Source organism: Paracoccus broussonetiae (genome assembly GCF_031854425.1).
Taxonomy (GTDB): domain Bacteria; phylum Pseudomonadota; class Alphaproteobacteria; order Rhodobacterales; family Rhodobacteraceae; genus Paracoccus; species Paracoccus broussonetiae.
The window spans coordinates 19,256-33,636 of the sequence record NZ_JAVRQI010000005.1 but is presented as its reverse complement, the minus strand read 5'-3'; the positions used below and the strand labels follow the sequence as shown (position 1 = coordinate 33,636).

Sequence of the window (14,381 nt, the reverse complement as noted above, 5' to 3'; positions counted from 1 at the left end):
GTTCAGGCCGCGATCCGGTTTCCGCGCGAACGGCAGCCCCACCGGTGGATGGTTTCGCGCGGATGACTTCGCTTCCATTCCGCCAATTGGCTTTGTCCCTGTATCATGCACGTCATCAACCCGACGTCCTGGGTGAAAAGCAGGCTGCGATCCTGGCATTGCATCGGGCTTGCCGTCAGGCAGGTGACGAAGAACAGCTCGATCATGGGTCAATCCCCGCTGTAGTCGCCCTCCCCTGATTTCATCATGCCAGCAGCTGCGATCCGGCGGAAATCCGCGATCCGGGGGCTTCAGGCCGCGCCATCTGTTGCCGATCCAGTGCGCAGGCTCGGGGCCGCTTGCCCGCGGTCGGGGCAAAAAGGGGACCAGATCTCGCGCATTTCCGGGTGCGCATATCGGCACTTCCACTCGCGCACCCGCTCACGCGGATGACCTTCGACCCAGCGCGCCAATTCGGTTTGACCGCGCTGCATGCAGGTGAAAAGCCCGTGCCTTTCCTCGAACAACAGGCTGTGCGGGTGACAAACCTGGGGGTCTGCGATCAGGCAGGTCACGAAGAACAGCTCGATCATGGCGTCTCCTCCGACCCAGTCAGCATACACGCTGGAACGACAGAAAAGTAGCCCGCAGGCAATTCCGGGTAACGCAATTGCAGGTTGAAACGCCTGTTCCCGCCGCGCTAAGCCAACCGGCAAACTGCCGTTGGATACCCATGCTGATCTTTATCGAACCGCGCCTTGTCCTGCTTTCGGTCCCCAAGACCGGGACGACGGCGCTTGAACAGGCGCTTCTGCCCCATGCCGAAATTTCCTTCCGCTCTCGGCCCGAGATCAAGCACATCAACCACCGGCAATATCTCAAGCAGATCCGGCCGCTGCTGGCGCCGCTGGGCCACCCGTCCTTTGACCGCGTGGCCGTCATCCGCGAGCCATTGGACTGGCTGCGCAGCTGGTATCGATACCGCGCACGGGATGCGCTGATCGGCCACCCGAACAGCACTGCCCAGATCAGCTTCGACCAGTTCCTGCGCGACTACCTGAGCGAGGGCGAGCGTCCGGCCCATGCCCGTCTGGGGCGGCAGTCGGATTTCCTGCTGGACGCGACGGGTCGGATCAGCATCCAGCACCTTTACCGCTATGAGGCGCTGCCCGAGCTGGTCCGGTTCCTGTCCCAGCGGATCGGTGTGCCGATCAGTCTGGGCCGCAGCAATGTCTCGCCCGAGGCAGCCACGGATCTTGACCCCAAGGCCGAGGTCTGGGCCCGTGGGGCGCTGGCGCGGGAATACGAGGTGTGGGAGGGCGCGCGTCAGGCAGCGCCATACAATTCCTTGGCGCGCTCTTCGAACGCGCGGACGATACGGACCATAGCTTCGTGAAAGACCACCCCGATGACCTTGCCCAGGATGGCATTGCGGAATTCGAAATCGACGAAGAACTCGACCAGACTGCCGCCTTCGGGCTGATCGACAAAGGTCCAGCCACTTTTCAGGTATTTGAACGGTCCGTCCAGATATTCGGTGTCGATGCGCCTTTCGTCTGCCCACAGAGTGACGCGGCTGCCGAAACGTTCACGAAAGACCTTGAAGCTGATGACCAGGTCGGCCTCGACCAGCTCGCTGCCATCGGGACGCATCTGGCGGGACCGGATGCGCGCGGCGCTGTTCCAGGGCAGGAACTGCGGATAGCTTTCGATATCGGCGACCAGCCCATACATCTGGTCGGCGGAATAGGGCAGGATGCGGCTGTCGCTGTGATGAGGCAAGACATGGTCCCGGAGCTTGTTTCCGTTTCGCGCAGCACTAGCAGGGGATGGGGCAAATGAACAACCTCAACTGGCTGATCCGGGCGTCCCGCTGGGCCCGCCACCCGCCCAGCGGGAAAAGGGTTCGGCTGGTTCTCGCCGTGGTGGGCATATCCCTGGTCCTGGTCGGGTTGGAGCATTTCGGCCTGTGGCCGGATTGGGCGACGATGGACCGCCCGCGTGGAATGCACCTGCACCGACCCTGAACATCACGCACGATAACAGATGATCACGACTTGCTGATTGCCTTTTTCATGGGGCCGATGCAACGTCGCCCCAGATGATCCCTGGAGTCGACAGAATTGTCCTTACGTCCCGTTATGATTGCCTTTTCCGCGCTTGTCCTGATCGCTGGATGTCAGGATGAAGGCAGCCGCCGACCGAATGACTTCACCCAGTCCAACATCAACCGCGAAACCCGGATCGTGAAGAACGACCCTGCGACACGGGCGATGGTGATGAATGATTGCCGGGCCAATGTCCGCAGGGGATCCGCCAAGGACCGTCAAAACATCGCCGTCTTCATGAAAGTGCCTGTGGCCGAGGCGGCGGAGACGTTCTGCTCAAGGATAGTCGGCGGACTGGAGAGCGGTCGACTGACCGCAGCGGACGGGAACGCTCTCAAGCGCGGCCGGATCACGCCCGCCGCGCTGGCGGTCCTTCAGGGCGAGTGAATGACGCGGCGGGGCCTACAGCCCCGCTTCCTTGAATGTGTTGCACTGCGCGATCTGCCCACTGTCGAAGCCGCGCTTGAACCAGGTCATGCGGTCCTGCGATGAGCCGTGGGTAAAGCTGTCCGGGCGCACCGCCCGGCCCGCATTCTGCATCAGGGTGTCGTCACCGACGGCGGCGGCTGCATTGATGGCCTCTTCGATATCGCCATCCTCGATGGTGCCGAACTGCTCGTTGGCGTTCTTGCCCCAAACCCCGGCAAAGCAATCGGCCTGAAGTTCGGTCAGGACGGAGATGTGGTTCGCGTCGGCTTCGCTGGATTGCTGGCGCAGTTTCATCGTCTCGCCCAGGATGCCCAATAGGTTCTGGACATGGTGCCCAACCTCATGCGCAACCACATAGGCATAGGCGAAATCGCCGCCAGCCCCCATCTTCTGCTGCATGATCTTGAAGAAATCGGTGTCGAGGTAAAGCTTCTGGTCATTCGGGCAATAGAACGGCCCCATCGCCGCCGACGCACCACCGCAAGCCGACTGCACCGCGCCCGAAAACATCACAAGTTGCGGATCGGTATACTGGACGCCGGCCTGTTCGGGCAGGATGCGCTGCCAGACTTCCTCGGTATCGGCCAGCACGACCGAGACGAATTGCCCGACTTCCTGTTCCTCCTGGGTCAGTTCGCGGGGTTCCGAGCTTTCCTGACCCTGGTCGATGGCCCCCACGATGGGTGAGATGTCGATCCCGAAGAAATAACCGACGGCCAGGACGACCAGGACGCCCACGATCCCCATCCCCCCCGCGCCCGCCGTGCTGATGCCGCGCCTGTCATCGACGTTCCGGCTTTCCCGTCTGCCCCGCCACTGCATGAGACTTCCTCCACCACCCCAGATCCGGCGCGATCAGGCTACGCCAAACGCGCCATTGCACAATAGGTCTCAAGGGTTGACAGCGCCGCATGCGACCTTCAGCAAGCCCCCCAGACAAATGGAGTAACGCATGTTCGACTGGGTGGTTTCGACGATCGACAGCTGGGGCTATCTTGGCGTGCTGTTGCTGATGCTGGCCGAGAACGTCTTTCCCCCGATCCCTTCCGAGATCATCATGCCGCTGGCCGGGTTCCTGGCGGGACGCGGCGATCTGTCGCTGGGCCTGACGATCCTGATGGGCACCATCGGTTCGGTTCTGGGCACGCTGATGTGGTACCTGATCGCGATGTGGATCGGCGAGGCGCGCCTGCGTCATTTTGCTGCCCGGCACGGGCGGTGGCTGACCATGTCGCCCAGCGACATCGACACGGCACAGGGCTGGTTCGACCGTCACGGTGCAGCCGCAGTCTTCTTTGGCCGGATGCTTCCCACGATCCGCACCCTGATCTCGGTCCCCGCGGGCATCTCGCACCTGCCGTTCTGGAAGTTCCTGATCTACACCACCTTCGGCAGCGCGATCTGGACCGGCGGGCTGACCGTCGCGGGCCTGCTGCTGCACGAAAACTATGCGCTGGTCGGGGATTACGTCGATCCCGTCTCGAAGCTGATCGTGCTGGTCGTGGTCGTGATCTATCTTTACCGCGTGTTCACCTGGAAACCCCATTGAGATCACGCGATTGGCACTTGCCGGAAATCGCCTGCGGCCCTAACCCGGCAGCATGACCCAGACGAGCAACAAACAGCTAGGAATGCTTGCAGGCGCGGGATCCGCCGCGCTGCTGGCGGCCGCCCTGACCTTCCAGTCGCTGGGTTATGCGCCCTGCGAATTGTGCATCCTGCAGCGTTGGCCGCATCTGGCGGCGGCGATCATCGCCGCGCTGATGGCGGTCCTGGGCTGGCGACGGTGGCTGGCACTGCTGGGGCTGATCGCTGCGGCGACCGCCTTTGGCTTTGCCGTCTATCACACCGGGGTCGAAATGAAGCTGTGGCTGGGGCCGCAACACTGTTCGGGCGGGGTTTCGGGCCTTGCCACCATGTCCACGGGCGACCTGATGGCTGCGCTGGAAAAGGCGCCGGTCGTGCGCTGTGACGAAATCAGCTGGAGCCTGTTCGGCATCTCCATGGCGGGCTGGAACGCGATCTTCTCGGCGGGGCTGACGGCGCTTTGGGCGGCCTGCCTGCGCGGGCGCAAAAGGGTCGCCGGGCTGGCCTGAGTCGCGTTTTCCGGGCCGTCAAGATTGCACCCTCGGCTGGTATGGGATAGACCTCATATCAACAAAATGTTGAGGCGTTCCAGTGTCCGATACCCCCGATCACGACGATGACGAGACCAATGAAAATGGTACCCCGGAACGTGCCGTGATGGCCCATGACGGGCCGGTCATCGACATCGCGAGCGAGATGCGCTCGTCCTACCTCGACTATGCCATGTCGGTCATCGTCAGCCGGGCGATCCCGGACCTGCGCGACGGGCTGAAGCCGGTGCACAGGCGCGTGCTTTTCGCGATGCACGAAACCGGGAACACCCATGACAAGGCCTATCGCAAATCCGCGCGTCCGGTCGGCGACACCATGGGTAAATATCACCCGCATGGCGACGCCTCGATCTATGACGCGCTCGTCAGGATGGCGCAGGACTTTTCCATGTCCCTGCCCTTGCTGGACGGCCAGGGCAACTTCGGCAGCATGGACGGCGACAGCCCCGCGGCCATGCGCTATACCGAAGTGCGGATGGACAAGCCCGCTGCCTATCTGCTGATGGACATCGACAAGGACACGGTCGATTTCCAGGACAACTATGACGGCAAGGACCGCGAACCGACCGTCCTGCCCGCGCGCTTTCCCAACATGCTGGTCAACGGCGCCGGCGGCATCGCCGTCGGCATGGCGACGAACATCCCGCCCCACAACCTGGGCGAGGTGGTCGAGGCGACGCTGGCGCTGATCGAGAATCCCGACCTGCCGACCGAACGCCTGCTGGAAATCGTGCCCGGCCCCGACTTTCCGACGGGCGGGATCATCCTGGGCCGCTCCGGCGCGCGCAAAGCCTATCTCGAAGGGCGCGGCAGCGTCATCATCCGCGCCAAGACGCGGATCGAGGAAGGCCGCAACGGCCGCCAGATGATCGTGCTGGACGAGATCCCCTATCAGGTGAACAAGGCCAGCCTGATCGAGAAGATCGCCGAACTTGCCAAGGAAAAGCGCATCGAGGGCATCGCCCATGTCCAGGACGAATCCGACCGCGTCGGCGTCCGGGTCGTGATCGAGCTGAAGCGCGATGCCACCGCCGAGGTGGTGCTGAACCAGCTGTTCCGCTTTACGCCGATGCAGACCAGCTTCGGCTGCAACATGCTGGCGCTGAACGGCGGTCGTCCCGAACAGCTGACCCTGCGCGACTTCCTGACTCACTTCCTGACCTTCCGCGAAGAGGTGGTCGCCCGTCGGACCGCCTTTGAACTGCGCAAGGCCCGCGAACGCGCCCATGTGCTGTGCGGCCTGGCCGTCGCAGTCTCGAACGTGGACGAAGTCGTTGCGACCATCCGCAGCTCGGCCGACGCTGCCGAGGCGCGTTCTCGCCTGATGGAACGGCGCTGGCCCGCCCACGAGATCGTCGAATACCTGCGTCTGATCGACGATCCGCTGCACCCGGTGAACGAGGATGGCACTTATAACCTGTCCGAGACGCAGGCGCGTGCGATCCTTGAGCTTCGCCTGCAGCGCCTGACCCAGCTTGGGGTGCAGGAAGTCACCGACGAATTGAAGACCTTGGCCGAGTCGATCCGCGAATACCTGGCGATCCTGGCGTCGCGCGACCGGATCATGGCGATCATTGCGGGTGAGCTGCGCGAAGTCAGCGCGCAATTCGCCGTTCCGCGCCGGACCGAGATCACCGACTGGGCCGGTGACATGGACGACGAGGACCTGATCGAGCGCGAGGACATGGTCGTGACCATTACCTCGGGCGGCTATATCAAGCGCACCGCGCTGGCCGAATTCCGTGCCCAGCGGCGCGGCGGCAAGGGCCTGTCCGGCATGGCGACCAAGGAAGACGATCTCGTCACCACCCTGTTCGTCGCCAATACCCATACCGAGCTTCTGTTCTTCACCACGGATGGCATGGTCTATCGGATGAAGACCTGGCGTTTGCCGCTGGGCGGACGGACCTCGAAGGGCAAGGCGATGGTCAACATCCTGCCGATCGACAGCGGCGTCTCAATCGCCGCGCTGATGCCCGTTGATGCGCCCGAGAAGGACTGGGACAATTATCAGGTGATCTTCGCAACGTCGGAAGGCGATGTTCGCCGCAACGCGCTGTCGGATTTCACCAACGTCAAGTCTAACGGCAAGATCGCCATGAAGCTGCCCGAAGGGGTCGAACTGATTGGCGCGCGCATGGCGACCGAGGCCGACGACGTGATGCTGGTCACGGCTTCGGGCCGGGCGATCCGCTTCCCGACGACCGACGTGCGTGTCTTCAAGGGCCGGGATTCCACCGGCGTGCGCGGCATCCGCCTGGGCGAAGGCAACCGCGTGGTCAGCATGTCCGTCATCCGTCACTTCGAAGCCGACCCGGCCGAACGCGCCGCATATCTGAAGATGCGCCGTGCGGTTGCGGGCGCGCTGGATGATGGCGCCGAGCCCGACGAGGACGAGGATGTGGTGGCCGAAGGCAGCATCACCCAGGAACGCTATGCCGAGATGTCGGCGGCCGAGGACCTGATCCTGACCATCACCGCCAAGGGTTCGGGCAAGATCAGCTCGTCCCACGACTATCCCGTGCGGGGACGCGGTGGCCAAGGGGTCATGGCGATGGACAAGGCCATGCGCGGTGGCGAGTTGGTCGCCAGCTTCCCGGTCGAACCTGATGACCAGATCATGCTGGCCACCTCGACCGGGCAATCGATCCGCGTACCTGTCGACGGGATCAGCTTCCGGTCGCGCTCTGCCGGCGGAGTGCGCGTGTTCAATACCGGGGCGGATGAAACCGTGGTTTCAGTTGCCCGCATCGCCGAGAATGGCGAGGATGAAGCCGAAGCCTGACGCCTGCTGCCGGGGCGTCGTGCCCCGGCCCCGGCCCGCATCAGGCGAAACCTTAAGGGGACGTCTTGAGCGCAAATGACTCGCAGCTGAGCGAAAGGCTGCAGACGGGATTTCTTGGCGTCATCGCCTTTGCGCTGCTGCTGTTCCTGCTGGTGCAGGCGCGTTTCATGCTGACCTGCCTGGCTTTCTCGATCATCATCTTCTCGCTGACCAGCGACGCGATCTCGGCCTTTGCGCGGCTCAGGGTGCCGAACTGGCTGGCAACCACGCTGGCGCTGATAGCCATTGCCATCGCCCTGCTCTGGGCCGCGACAACGGTGGTCGCGCAGGTAAACGAGGTCGTCTCGACCTCGATCCTTTACGCCGACCGCGCTCAGGCAACGATCCTCAGCCTCAGCCAGCGCTGGGGGCCACGGGTGCAGGAATCGATCCTGACCTTTTTGGGCGGCATCGACTTTGCCGGCTGGATTCGTTCCGCCGCCAGCCAGGCGTCGAACCTGATTTCCGGCTCGGTCCTGGTGCTGACCTTTGTCGGGTTCATGTTCGCCGAACGGATCTGGTTCCCGGTCAAGGTCGAGCGCCTGACCGGCGATCCCGCCCGCGCGACCGAAGTGCTGCGCATCATCCACAGCATCATGCGCCGCGTGAACCGCTATCTGGTGGTCAAGGCCGCGATCAGCGCGGTAACCGCGGCATTGATCTGGGTGATCTTCCGATCCGCCGGTCTGGAGCTATCCGGGGCCGTCGCAACGCTGAGCTTCATTCTCAACTTCATTCCGACCATCGGATCGATCATCGCCACGGTGATCGCAATTGCGGTGGTGCTGGCGCAGACGGGCGATCCCACGACAACCCTGGCCATCGGCAGCGCCTGCACGGCGGTCCATTTCCTGATCGGCAACATCTTCGACCCGATGCTTCTGGGCCAGACGCTGCGCCTGTCCTCATTCGGGATCGTTCTGGCGCTGGCCTTCTGGGGAGCGGTCTGGGGGATCGCAGGAACCTTCCTGGCGGTCCCGATCATGGTCGCGGTGATGATCGTCTGCGCCCATATCCGCTGGCTGCGACCGCTTGCCGTGATGCTGTCTCACGAGGGGCTGCCCGAGGAAGAGCCGCCCCGACCCCGCCTGCGGGGTTGAGGCTCAGCCCCAAGCTTCAGGCGCGGCCATCCCCGTCGCCGTCCCCATCCCCGTCGAGATCGCCGTCATTGTCGTATTCCGGCGCGTCATCGCGCGGAATGGGGGCGTTGACGGGCGCGGGTTCGGGCTGCGCGGGGCCAAGAACCTTGCCGGTCGCGCTGCGCGTCTGAGCGTCAAGATGACTGGCAAGCTGGGCAAGGACTTCGGGATTGCGCAGCCAGACATCCCTTTGCGCATTCGGGATCTCGATCCCCTCGTCGGCAAAGCGCCGGACAATCTGGTGGTTGATCTCGGACGTCACGCCCGCGCCACCATTAATGTCGGAGAGGACCGCGCGGATCTCGAAATTCATGCTGTCCTGACCGAAGCCCCGGAACAGGATCGCGGGCGCCGGATTGATCAGAACCGTCGGCTGATCCTCGGCGATCTCCATCAAGATGCGCGCGACCTTGCGGGTGTCGCTGCCATAGGCCACGCCCACCGGCACGATGATGCGCCCCTGAAGGCTGCCGCGCGTCCAGTTCGTCACCTGCTGCGTGATCAGGTCCGAGTTCGGGACGATCACGTTGTTGCGGTCGAAGGTCTGGATCTGGGTGGCGCGGACCGACATCTTCTTGACCACGCCCTGCTTGGCCCCGACCTCGATCCAGTCGCCCACGGCTATCGGTCGTTCGACCAGCAGGATGATGCCCGAGACGAAGTTCGACACCACCTGCTGCATCCCGAAACCGATGCCGACCGAAAGCGCACCGGCGACGATGGCAAGAGATGACAGGTTGATCCCCGCCGCCGTGATTGCCAGGACAGCCGCCAGCGCCATCCCGACATAGCCCAGGATCGAGACAACCGCATTCTGGCCGCCGACATCCAGCCGCGTCTTGGGCAGGATCGAGTTGCGGAACGCGCCCTGCACGAAGCGCGTCATGAAATAGCCCAGCAGGAAGATCAGTGCGAAGGTCACGATCGCGGTCGGCGACAGGCGAACGCCCCCCAGGCTGACGCCCTGCTTGATCTTGGTCCATGCCTCGGCCAGGTCGCTGGAGCGCGCGCCCCAGATCAGGGCGAACATGGGCAGGGACAGCACGACCAGCGCAAAGCTGATCAGCACCGGCATCAGCGCGTCCCGCGCCGACTGGTCGCCCCCCGTGGCCATCGCATAGAGGTCCGCGATGAAATCCTGCAACACGATCAGCAACGCGACCAGCGCCAGCGACATGATCGAGGACCACAGGATCGCGTTCCCCGCCGTGACATAGCCAGCCGCCGCCAGCACGGGTGAAGCGACCGCGACCACCCGGCCGATGATCCCCAGCAGGACCACGATCCGCGTGCGGTAATCCGGCGCCTCGTGTTCGCCCGGCTTCAGCTTGCGCAGGACATTGCAAAGCTGGAACAGGAAGAAGGCGCCCAGCAGGATCATGAAGAAGTGCCAGACCCCGGCGGATGCCTCGCTCAGGCGCTCGGGCACGGTAAAGGCGTCGTTCTGGCTGTGGAAACCGGCCAGCGGCAGAACCGTGCGCGAGAACATCTGGTGCAGCGCCATCGCGAAGGCCAGCACGGTCGCGCGGAATGCAGCCATCCGCCTTTGCTTCTCGTCGATCGGCAGCGGCGGCGAATCCGAGGTGCCGGGTTCCGGAAAGACCCGGCGGACCAGCCAGAAGCCACCAAAGAACGCCATGCCCGCAACCGGGATGGACAGAAGAAGCGGCCGCCCCCAGGCACCGAACAGGTCGGTCGCGCTCAGCGCAGCGACGCCCAGCACGATGCCAAGGAAGGGAATTGCGATCTGCCCCAGCGAAACCGCGAAGATCAGCGCAGCCCGCGACCTTTCGCTGGCGCGCACGGACAGGCGCGAGGGCAGCGAGTCGACCCAATGGCGCCCGCGTGACAGCAGCAGCACCGCCGCCAGCAGGAAGCCCAGGGTGACGATGATCCGGCCCACCATGTCCGGCCCGCTGCCGAAATCGTTCCAGTTCTCGTGGACTTCCTTATAGACGTGGACGCCGACATCGCCGGCCTCGGTCAGCGCCGGTCCCCAATTTGCAGGGTTGAGCGGCGTTGGCGTCCTGCGGATCAGCGCATGGGTCTGGCGCTGGCGGACCTTCTGGTCGATCTGCTGGATGATGCCATCCGCGCGACCATAGGATTCGACCGCCTTCAGGCCCGGCGCCTGCAATTCGGAAAGCTGGGTACCCAGCTCCTTGCGCCGCGCGGCCACATCCTCGGCCTCGGTCTGCCCCTCGGCCGGGGCCGGGCCGAGGGCCGCGATCTGGTCCTTCAGCGTGGCGATACGGGTCGAGTTCGTGCCCTGCGCGGCCTGAAAGGTATCGCGCCAATGGACCATCTTCTCGCGCAGGTCCTGAAGATCGCCATCGCTGGCCTGTCCGCTTTCCAGCGCATCTTCCGTCTTGTCCGCCTGACGGGTCCACGCCTCGTAATCGGGCGGCTGAGGCTGGGGCTGTTCCTGCGCAAGCGCCGGAAGCGAAAGCATCAGCGCCAGCATCAGAAACAGCGGCGCAATCAGTTTGGTAAGACGGGTCATGCGGTCGATCAGTCCTCGAAGACCTCCGGCAGCGCGGCCGGTTTGCGGGTCAGCCATTGAGGGACCGGCAGCCCCTTGGCGCGCAGGAATTCCGGGTTGAACAGCTTGGTTTGATAGCGGGTGCCATAGTCGCAGAGCACCGTGACGATCGTGTGGCCGGGGCCCATTTCCCGCGCCATGCGGACAGCACCCGCGATATTGATCCCGGACGAGCCCCCAAGGCAAAGCCCCTCGTATTCCAGCAGGTCGAAGACGACCGGCAAGGCCTCGGAATCGGGGATGCGATACGAGAAGTCGGGGGTGAAGCCTTCAAGGTTCGCGGTGATGCGCCCCTGCCCGATCCCCTCGGTAATGGACGAGCCGGGGCTTTCGAACACCCCCTCGGTGTAGAAACTGTGCAGCGCCGCGCCCTCGGGGTCGGCCAGTCCAATCTTGACGCCCTTGGGTTGCAGCGCCATCGCCACGCCCGCCAGCGTTCCGCCCGAGCCGACGGCGCAGATGAACCCATCGACCTTGCCACCGGTCTGTTCCCAGATCTCGGGGCCGGTGGTTTCGACATGGGCCTGACGGTTGGCGACATTGTCGAACTGGTTGGCCCAGATGGCGCCGTTCGGCTCGGTCCGCGCCAATTCCTCGGCCAGTCGCCCGGAATAGCGGACATAGTTGTTGGGGTTCTTGTAGGGCGCGGCGGGAACCTCGACCAGTTCGGCCCCGGCAAGCCGGAGCATGTCCTTTTTCTCCTGGCTCTGGGTCTCGGGGATCACGATGACCGAGCGGAAGCCCATGGACGAGCCGACAAGCGCCAGCCCGATGCCGGTATTGCCGGCCGTACCCTCGACGATGGTGCCGCCGGGCTTCAGCTCACCGCGCGCGACCGCATCCTTGATGATGTAAAGCGCGGCGCGATCCTTGACCGATTGGCCGGGGTTCATGAACTCGGCCTTGCCCAGAATCTCGCAGCCGGTTTCGTCCGAGGCACGGTTCAGCCGGATCAGGGGGGTATTGCCGATGGCGGAGGCGAGGTCGGGGCAGATGCGCATGGCGGGCCTTTCGCGATTTGGTCGCCCCCGGTCTACACGCGGCCGCCGCCGGGCGGCAACCCCGTGGCGGGTATGCAAGCGCGTGATCAACCAGCCACGGGCAGCCCAAGTTCCGCCCGGATGCGCGCCGCGCCGATTTCCAGCCACAGCGCCAGCGACAGAAGCGGCCCGTTGCGGATCTCTCCGGCCATCGCCATGCGGGTCAATTCGACGCGCGGGACGACATGGGAACGGATGTCCTCATCCTCGGAGGCAAGGCCCCCGAACCCCGCCGCATCATCGGGCAGGTCAGCGATCCCGACATAAAGGTAAAGGAACTCTGCCATTGCTCCGGGGCTTGAGTAATGGTGCGGTCCGGGGATCAGTCGATCAAGCGTGATGCCGGTTTCCTCGATCGCCTCGCGCAGCGCCGCCTGTTCGGGTGTCTCGCCCGCATCGACGCGCCCGGCCACCGTCTCGTAAAACCAGGGTTGCCGGTCCCCCCGCGCCACGGGACCAGGGCGGAACTGGTCAATGAGCAGGACATGGTCGCGAACGGGATCCCAAGGCAGCACGACCGTCGCGTCGCCTGACACGAAGATCGCCCGCAGCATGTCCGGCGACCAGTCGCCACGATGGCGCCTTTGCCGCAGCACCAGCGATTCGACAGAAAAATGATCGGCATAGGGTTCGCTCCACCCTGTCAGCCTCACGCGCTCCTCCCCGTCCGGGCCAAGCCGGGGCAGATCCGCCGTCTCGATACCGGCCCGCAGACGAGATGCGATCCAGCCCGCGATCAGGGGCAGGCGACGGCGAATGTCCGCGGCCGAGCGGTCCTGCTGACGCGTCAGCAGCCAATCCGCGATGGCCGCTGCCAGTTGGGGCTGCCACGCCCCCTCCCCTCGATCATCGCCGATGCCCAGCACCTCTCGTCCATCAAGTTGCCGGGGCACCAACGCGAAGATTTCGGCATAGCGGGACAGGTCGGGGGTCCAGGGCGTTTCCCAGGCGGGAAGCTGGGACCCGCCAGGCAGAAAGGCTGGAAAGCCCTCGGCCGCGATCCCGGCAAGAGCACCGCCCACCAGCCGCCCATTCAGCGGCGCAGTGGCCGTCGCCTGCGGTGCAAGGCGCTCGCGCAGCGATGGATCCCCCAGCGGTCCGGTCAGAACCGGCATGGCGCAATCCCCGTCTTTGCGCGATCCGCGCGGCTGCTCCCGGCAAGAAAATCCATCTGTCACCCGATCTGCGTAAGGGAAGAAATGTTTTGCGCTTTTTTCTCCCGAACCCCCTTGCGCTTCAACCCCGGCCCGTCTAAATCCCCGCCACCACCCAAGAGCGCGGAGAGGTGCCGGAGTGGTCGAACGGGGCGGTCTCGAAAACCGTTGAGCCTGCAAGGGTTCCGTGGGTTCGAATCCCACCCTCTCCGCCACTTGGTTGTGGTTTTTCTTCCCAGAAAATCAGACGCATAACGCCAGCCATCCTTGGCTGTCGCTAGCGTTTCAGGATTGCCACCAGGTCCAGTTGGCCGGTGCTGCGTTCGGTCAGGTCAAGGTCGCGCTTGATCTGCGCAAGATGGTCGCGCATCAGTTCAGCCGCCAGATCCGCGTCGCGGTCGCGGATCGCATCGACGATGCTGGAGTGATCGTGGTCGCGGCAATCGGTCATGTCCTGCGCGCCGAAGATCCCGATGATCAGCGAGGTTCGCGTGATCAGTTCCCGCATCATCCGGGACATGACCGAATTGGCGGCGACCTGCGCCAGAAGCCCGTGGAACTGCCCGGACAGGCGGATCGCATCCCGGCGACGCCCCGAATGATGGGCCTGATGCTCAAGCTCGATATGCTCGGCCAATGCGGCGATGTCGGCATCGGTGGCACGCGCGACGGCCAGCCTCGTGATCGAAGGCTCCAGCGTCAGGCGTGCTTCAAATACTTCATGCGCCTGCTCGGCGGTGGGGCTTGCGACAAAAGCGCCGCGATTCGTGTGCAGGTCGACGATCTGCTGGCTGGCCAGCAACAGAAGCGCGCGACGGATCCGCATCCGACCGACCCCGAATGCCTCGCACAGGGCCGATTCGGAAAGTTTCGTGCCCGGCGGCAATCGCTGATCCACGACTGCCTCAAATATGTGCTCGACGATGTCTTCTTCGCCAATATCGGTGCCTTCGCCCTGTGCTTCGGCATAGTTCATCGGCGCTTGATCCCCCGTAATATGCTGCGGCCCAAGGAAATAGGTGCATTTG

Annotated in this window: 15 protein-coding genes and 1 tRNA gene; 8 read left to right on the top strand and 8 right to left on the bottom strand. The window is 64.2% G+C overall.

The genetic code is table 11. The annotated features are described in order from the left end of the window. Positions 1 to 2: 2 nt before the first annotated feature. Both RM190_RS07520 and RM190_RS07515 read right to left on the bottom strand, forming a co-directional pair. Positions 3 to 206, bottom strand: a complete 204-nt coding sequence (locus tag RM190_RS07520; RefSeq protein ID WP_311758801.1) for a hypothetical protein — start codon at positions 204 to 206, stop codon at positions 3 to 5. Positions 207 to 290: 84 nt separating this feature from the next. Then, complete coding sequence (locus tag RM190_RS07515; protein ID WP_311758800.1) at positions 291 to 572, bottom strand: hypothetical protein; 282 nt, start codon at positions 570 to 572, stop codon at positions 291 to 293. A 140-nt stretch (positions 573 to 712) separates the two neighbouring features. Here RM190_RS07515 and RM190_RS07510 point away from each other — a divergent pair, with 140 nt between their 5' ends. Continuing rightward, the gene (locus RM190_RS07510; protein WP_311758799.1) at positions 713 to 1,375 is read left to right on the top strand and encodes a gamma-glutamyl kinase; all 663 of its coding nucleotides are present in this window, start codon (positions 713 to 715) and stop codon (positions 1,373 to 1,375) included. Here the strand turns inward: RM190_RS07510 and RM190_RS07505 are convergent. Then, positions 1,306 to 1,761 carry a type II toxin-antitoxin system RatA family toxin gene (locus tag RM190_RS07505; protein ID WP_311758798.1) on the bottom strand — a complete coding sequence of 152 codons (456 nt, stop codon included), beginning with the start codon at positions 1,759 to 1,761 and terminating at the stop codon, positions 1,306 to 1,308. The two genes, RM190_RS07510 and RM190_RS07505, sit on opposite strands and share 70 nt — an antisense overlap. Before the next feature lie 56 nt (positions 1,762 to 1,817). Between RM190_RS07505 and RM190_RS07500 the strand changes: the two genes are divergently transcribed. Continuing rightward, positions 1,818 to 2,006 (top strand): hypothetical protein, encoded by a 189-nt coding sequence (locus RM190_RS07500; protein ID WP_311758797.1) that lies wholly within the window; start codon positions 1,818 to 1,820, stop codon positions 2,004 to 2,006. 114 nt (positions 2,007 to 2,120) lie between these two features. Continuing rightward, positions 2,121 to 2,474: a hypothetical protein gene (locus tag RM190_RS07495; protein WP_311758796.1), complete on the top strand. Its 354-nt coding sequence runs from the start codon at positions 2,121 to 2,123 to the stop codon at positions 2,472 to 2,474. Between the two features lie 15 nt (positions 2,475 to 2,489). Here the strand turns inward: RM190_RS07495 and ypfJ are convergent, their stop codons facing one another. Continuing rightward, positions 2,490 to 3,338 carry a KPN_02809 family neutral zinc metallopeptidase gene (gene ypfJ, locus RM190_RS07490; protein WP_311758795.1) on the bottom strand — a complete coding sequence of 283 codons (849 nt, stop codon included), beginning with the start codon at positions 3,336 to 3,338 and terminating at the stop codon, positions 2,490 to 2,492. A gap of 130 nt (positions 3,339 to 3,468) precedes the next feature. Between ypfJ and RM190_RS07485 the strand changes: the two genes are divergently transcribed. The 4 genes from RM190_RS07485 (at position 3,469) to RM190_RS07470 (ending at position 8,578) form a co-directional block, all read left to right on the top strand. After that, entirely contained in the window at positions 3,469 to 4,065 is a 597-nt protein-coding gene (locus RM190_RS07485) for a DedA family protein (RefSeq protein WP_311758794.1), read from the top strand. Positions 4,066 to 4,117: 52 nt separating this feature from the next. Beyond that, positions 4,118 to 4,612, top strand: coding sequence for a disulfide bond formation protein B (locus tag RM190_RS07480; protein WP_311758793.1), 495 nt, complete (start codon positions 4,118 to 4,120; stop codon positions 4,610 to 4,612). Positions 4,613 to 4,694: 82 nt separating this feature from the next. Continuing rightward, positions 4,695 to 7,439 (top strand): DNA gyrase subunit A, encoded by a 2,745-nt coding sequence (gyrA, locus tag RM190_RS07475; RefSeq protein ID WP_311758792.1) that lies wholly within the window; start codon positions 4,695 to 4,697, stop codon positions 7,437 to 7,439. Between the two features lie 65 nt (positions 7,440 to 7,504). Further along, positions 7,505 to 8,578: an AI-2E family transporter gene (locus tag RM190_RS07470; RefSeq protein WP_311758791.1), complete on the top strand. Its 1,074-nt coding sequence runs from the start codon at positions 7,505 to 7,507 to the stop codon at positions 8,576 to 8,578. 16 nt (positions 8,579 to 8,594) lie between these two features. Here RM190_RS07470 and RM190_RS07465 read toward each other — a convergent pair whose 3' ends face one another. The 3 genes from RM190_RS07465 to RM190_RS07455 all read right to left on the bottom strand — a co-directional run bounded on the left by RM190_RS07465 (position 8,595) and on the right by RM190_RS07455 (position 13,314). Next, entirely contained in the window at positions 8,595 to 11,120 is a 2,526-nt protein-coding gene (locus RM190_RS07465; RefSeq protein ID WP_311758790.1) for a DUF3772 domain-containing protein, read from the bottom strand. Positions 11,121 to 11,128: 8 nt separating this feature from the next. Beyond that, positions 11,129 to 12,160: a cysteine synthase A gene (locus RM190_RS07460; RefSeq protein WP_311758789.1), complete on the bottom strand. Its 1,032-nt coding sequence runs from the start codon at positions 12,158 to 12,160 to the stop codon at positions 11,129 to 11,131. Between the two features lie 86 nt (positions 12,161 to 12,246). After that, the gene (locus RM190_RS07455; protein WP_311758788.1) at positions 12,247 to 13,314 is read right to left on the bottom strand and encodes an NUDIX domain-containing protein; all 1,068 of its coding nucleotides are present in this window, start codon (positions 13,312 to 13,314) and stop codon (positions 12,247 to 12,249) included. Positions 13,315 to 13,478: 164 nt separating this feature from the next. Here RM190_RS07455 and RM190_RS07450 point away from each other — a divergent pair. Then, positions 13,479 to 13,568 (top strand) — tRNA-Ser (locus tag RM190_RS07450). Between the two features lie 62 nt (positions 13,569 to 13,630). Here RM190_RS07450 and RM190_RS07445 read toward each other — a convergent pair. Further along, positions 13,631 to 14,329, bottom strand: a complete 699-nt coding sequence (locus tag RM190_RS07445) for a GntR family transcriptional regulator (protein ID WP_311758787.1) — start codon at positions 14,327 to 14,329, stop codon at positions 13,631 to 13,633. Positions 14,330 to 14,381 lie beyond the last annotated feature (52 nt).

What these genes read in the sequence shown, in the direction of transcription:
- RM190_RS07445 (WP_311758787.1), bottom strand. Translation starts at nt 14,329, where the DNA reads ATGAACTATGCCGAAGCACAGGGCGAAGGCACCGATATTGGCGAAGAA.
- RM190_RS07515 (WP_311758800.1), bottom strand. Translation starts at nt 572, where the DNA reads ATGATCGAGCTGTTCTTCGTGACCTGCCTGATCGCAGACCCCCAGGTT.
- RM190_RS07510 (WP_311758799.1), top strand. Translation starts at nt 713, where the DNA reads ATGCTGATCTTTATCGAACCGCGCCTTGTCCTGCTTTCGGTCCCCAAG.
- RM190_RS07455 (WP_311758788.1), bottom strand. Translation starts at nt 13,314, where the DNA reads ATGCCGGTTCTGACCGGACCGCTGGGGGATCCATCGCTGCGCGAGCGC.
- RM190_RS07465 (WP_311758790.1), bottom strand. Translation starts at nt 11,120, where the DNA reads ATGACCCGTCTTACCAAACTGATTGCGCCGCTGTTTCTGATGCTGGCG.
- ypfJ (WP_311758795.1), bottom strand. Translation starts at nt 3,338, where the DNA reads ATGCAGTGGCGGGGCAGACGGGAAAGCCGGAACGTCGATGACAGGCGC.
- RM190_RS07520 (WP_311758801.1), bottom strand. Translation starts at nt 206, where the DNA reads ATGATCGAGCTGTTCTTCGTCACCTGCCTGACGGCAAGCCCGATGCAA.
- RM190_RS07485 (WP_311758794.1), top strand. Translation starts at nt 3,469, where the DNA reads ATGTTCGACTGGGTGGTTTCGACGATCGACAGCTGGGGCTATCTTGGC.
- RM190_RS07500 (WP_311758797.1), top strand. Translation starts at nt 1,818, where the DNA reads ATGAACAACCTCAACTGGCTGATCCGGGCGTCCCGCTGGGCCCGCCAC.
- RM190_RS07460 (WP_311758789.1), bottom strand. Translation starts at nt 12,160, where the DNA reads ATGCGCATCTGCCCCGACCTCGCCTCCGCCATCGGCAATACCCCCCTG.
- RM190_RS07495 (WP_311758796.1), top strand. Translation starts at nt 2,121, where the DNA reads ATGATTGCCTTTTCCGCGCTTGTCCTGATCGCTGGATGTCAGGATGAA.
- RM190_RS07480 (WP_311758793.1), top strand. Translation starts at nt 4,118, where the DNA reads ATGACCCAGACGAGCAACAAACAGCTAGGAATGCTTGCAGGCGCGGGA.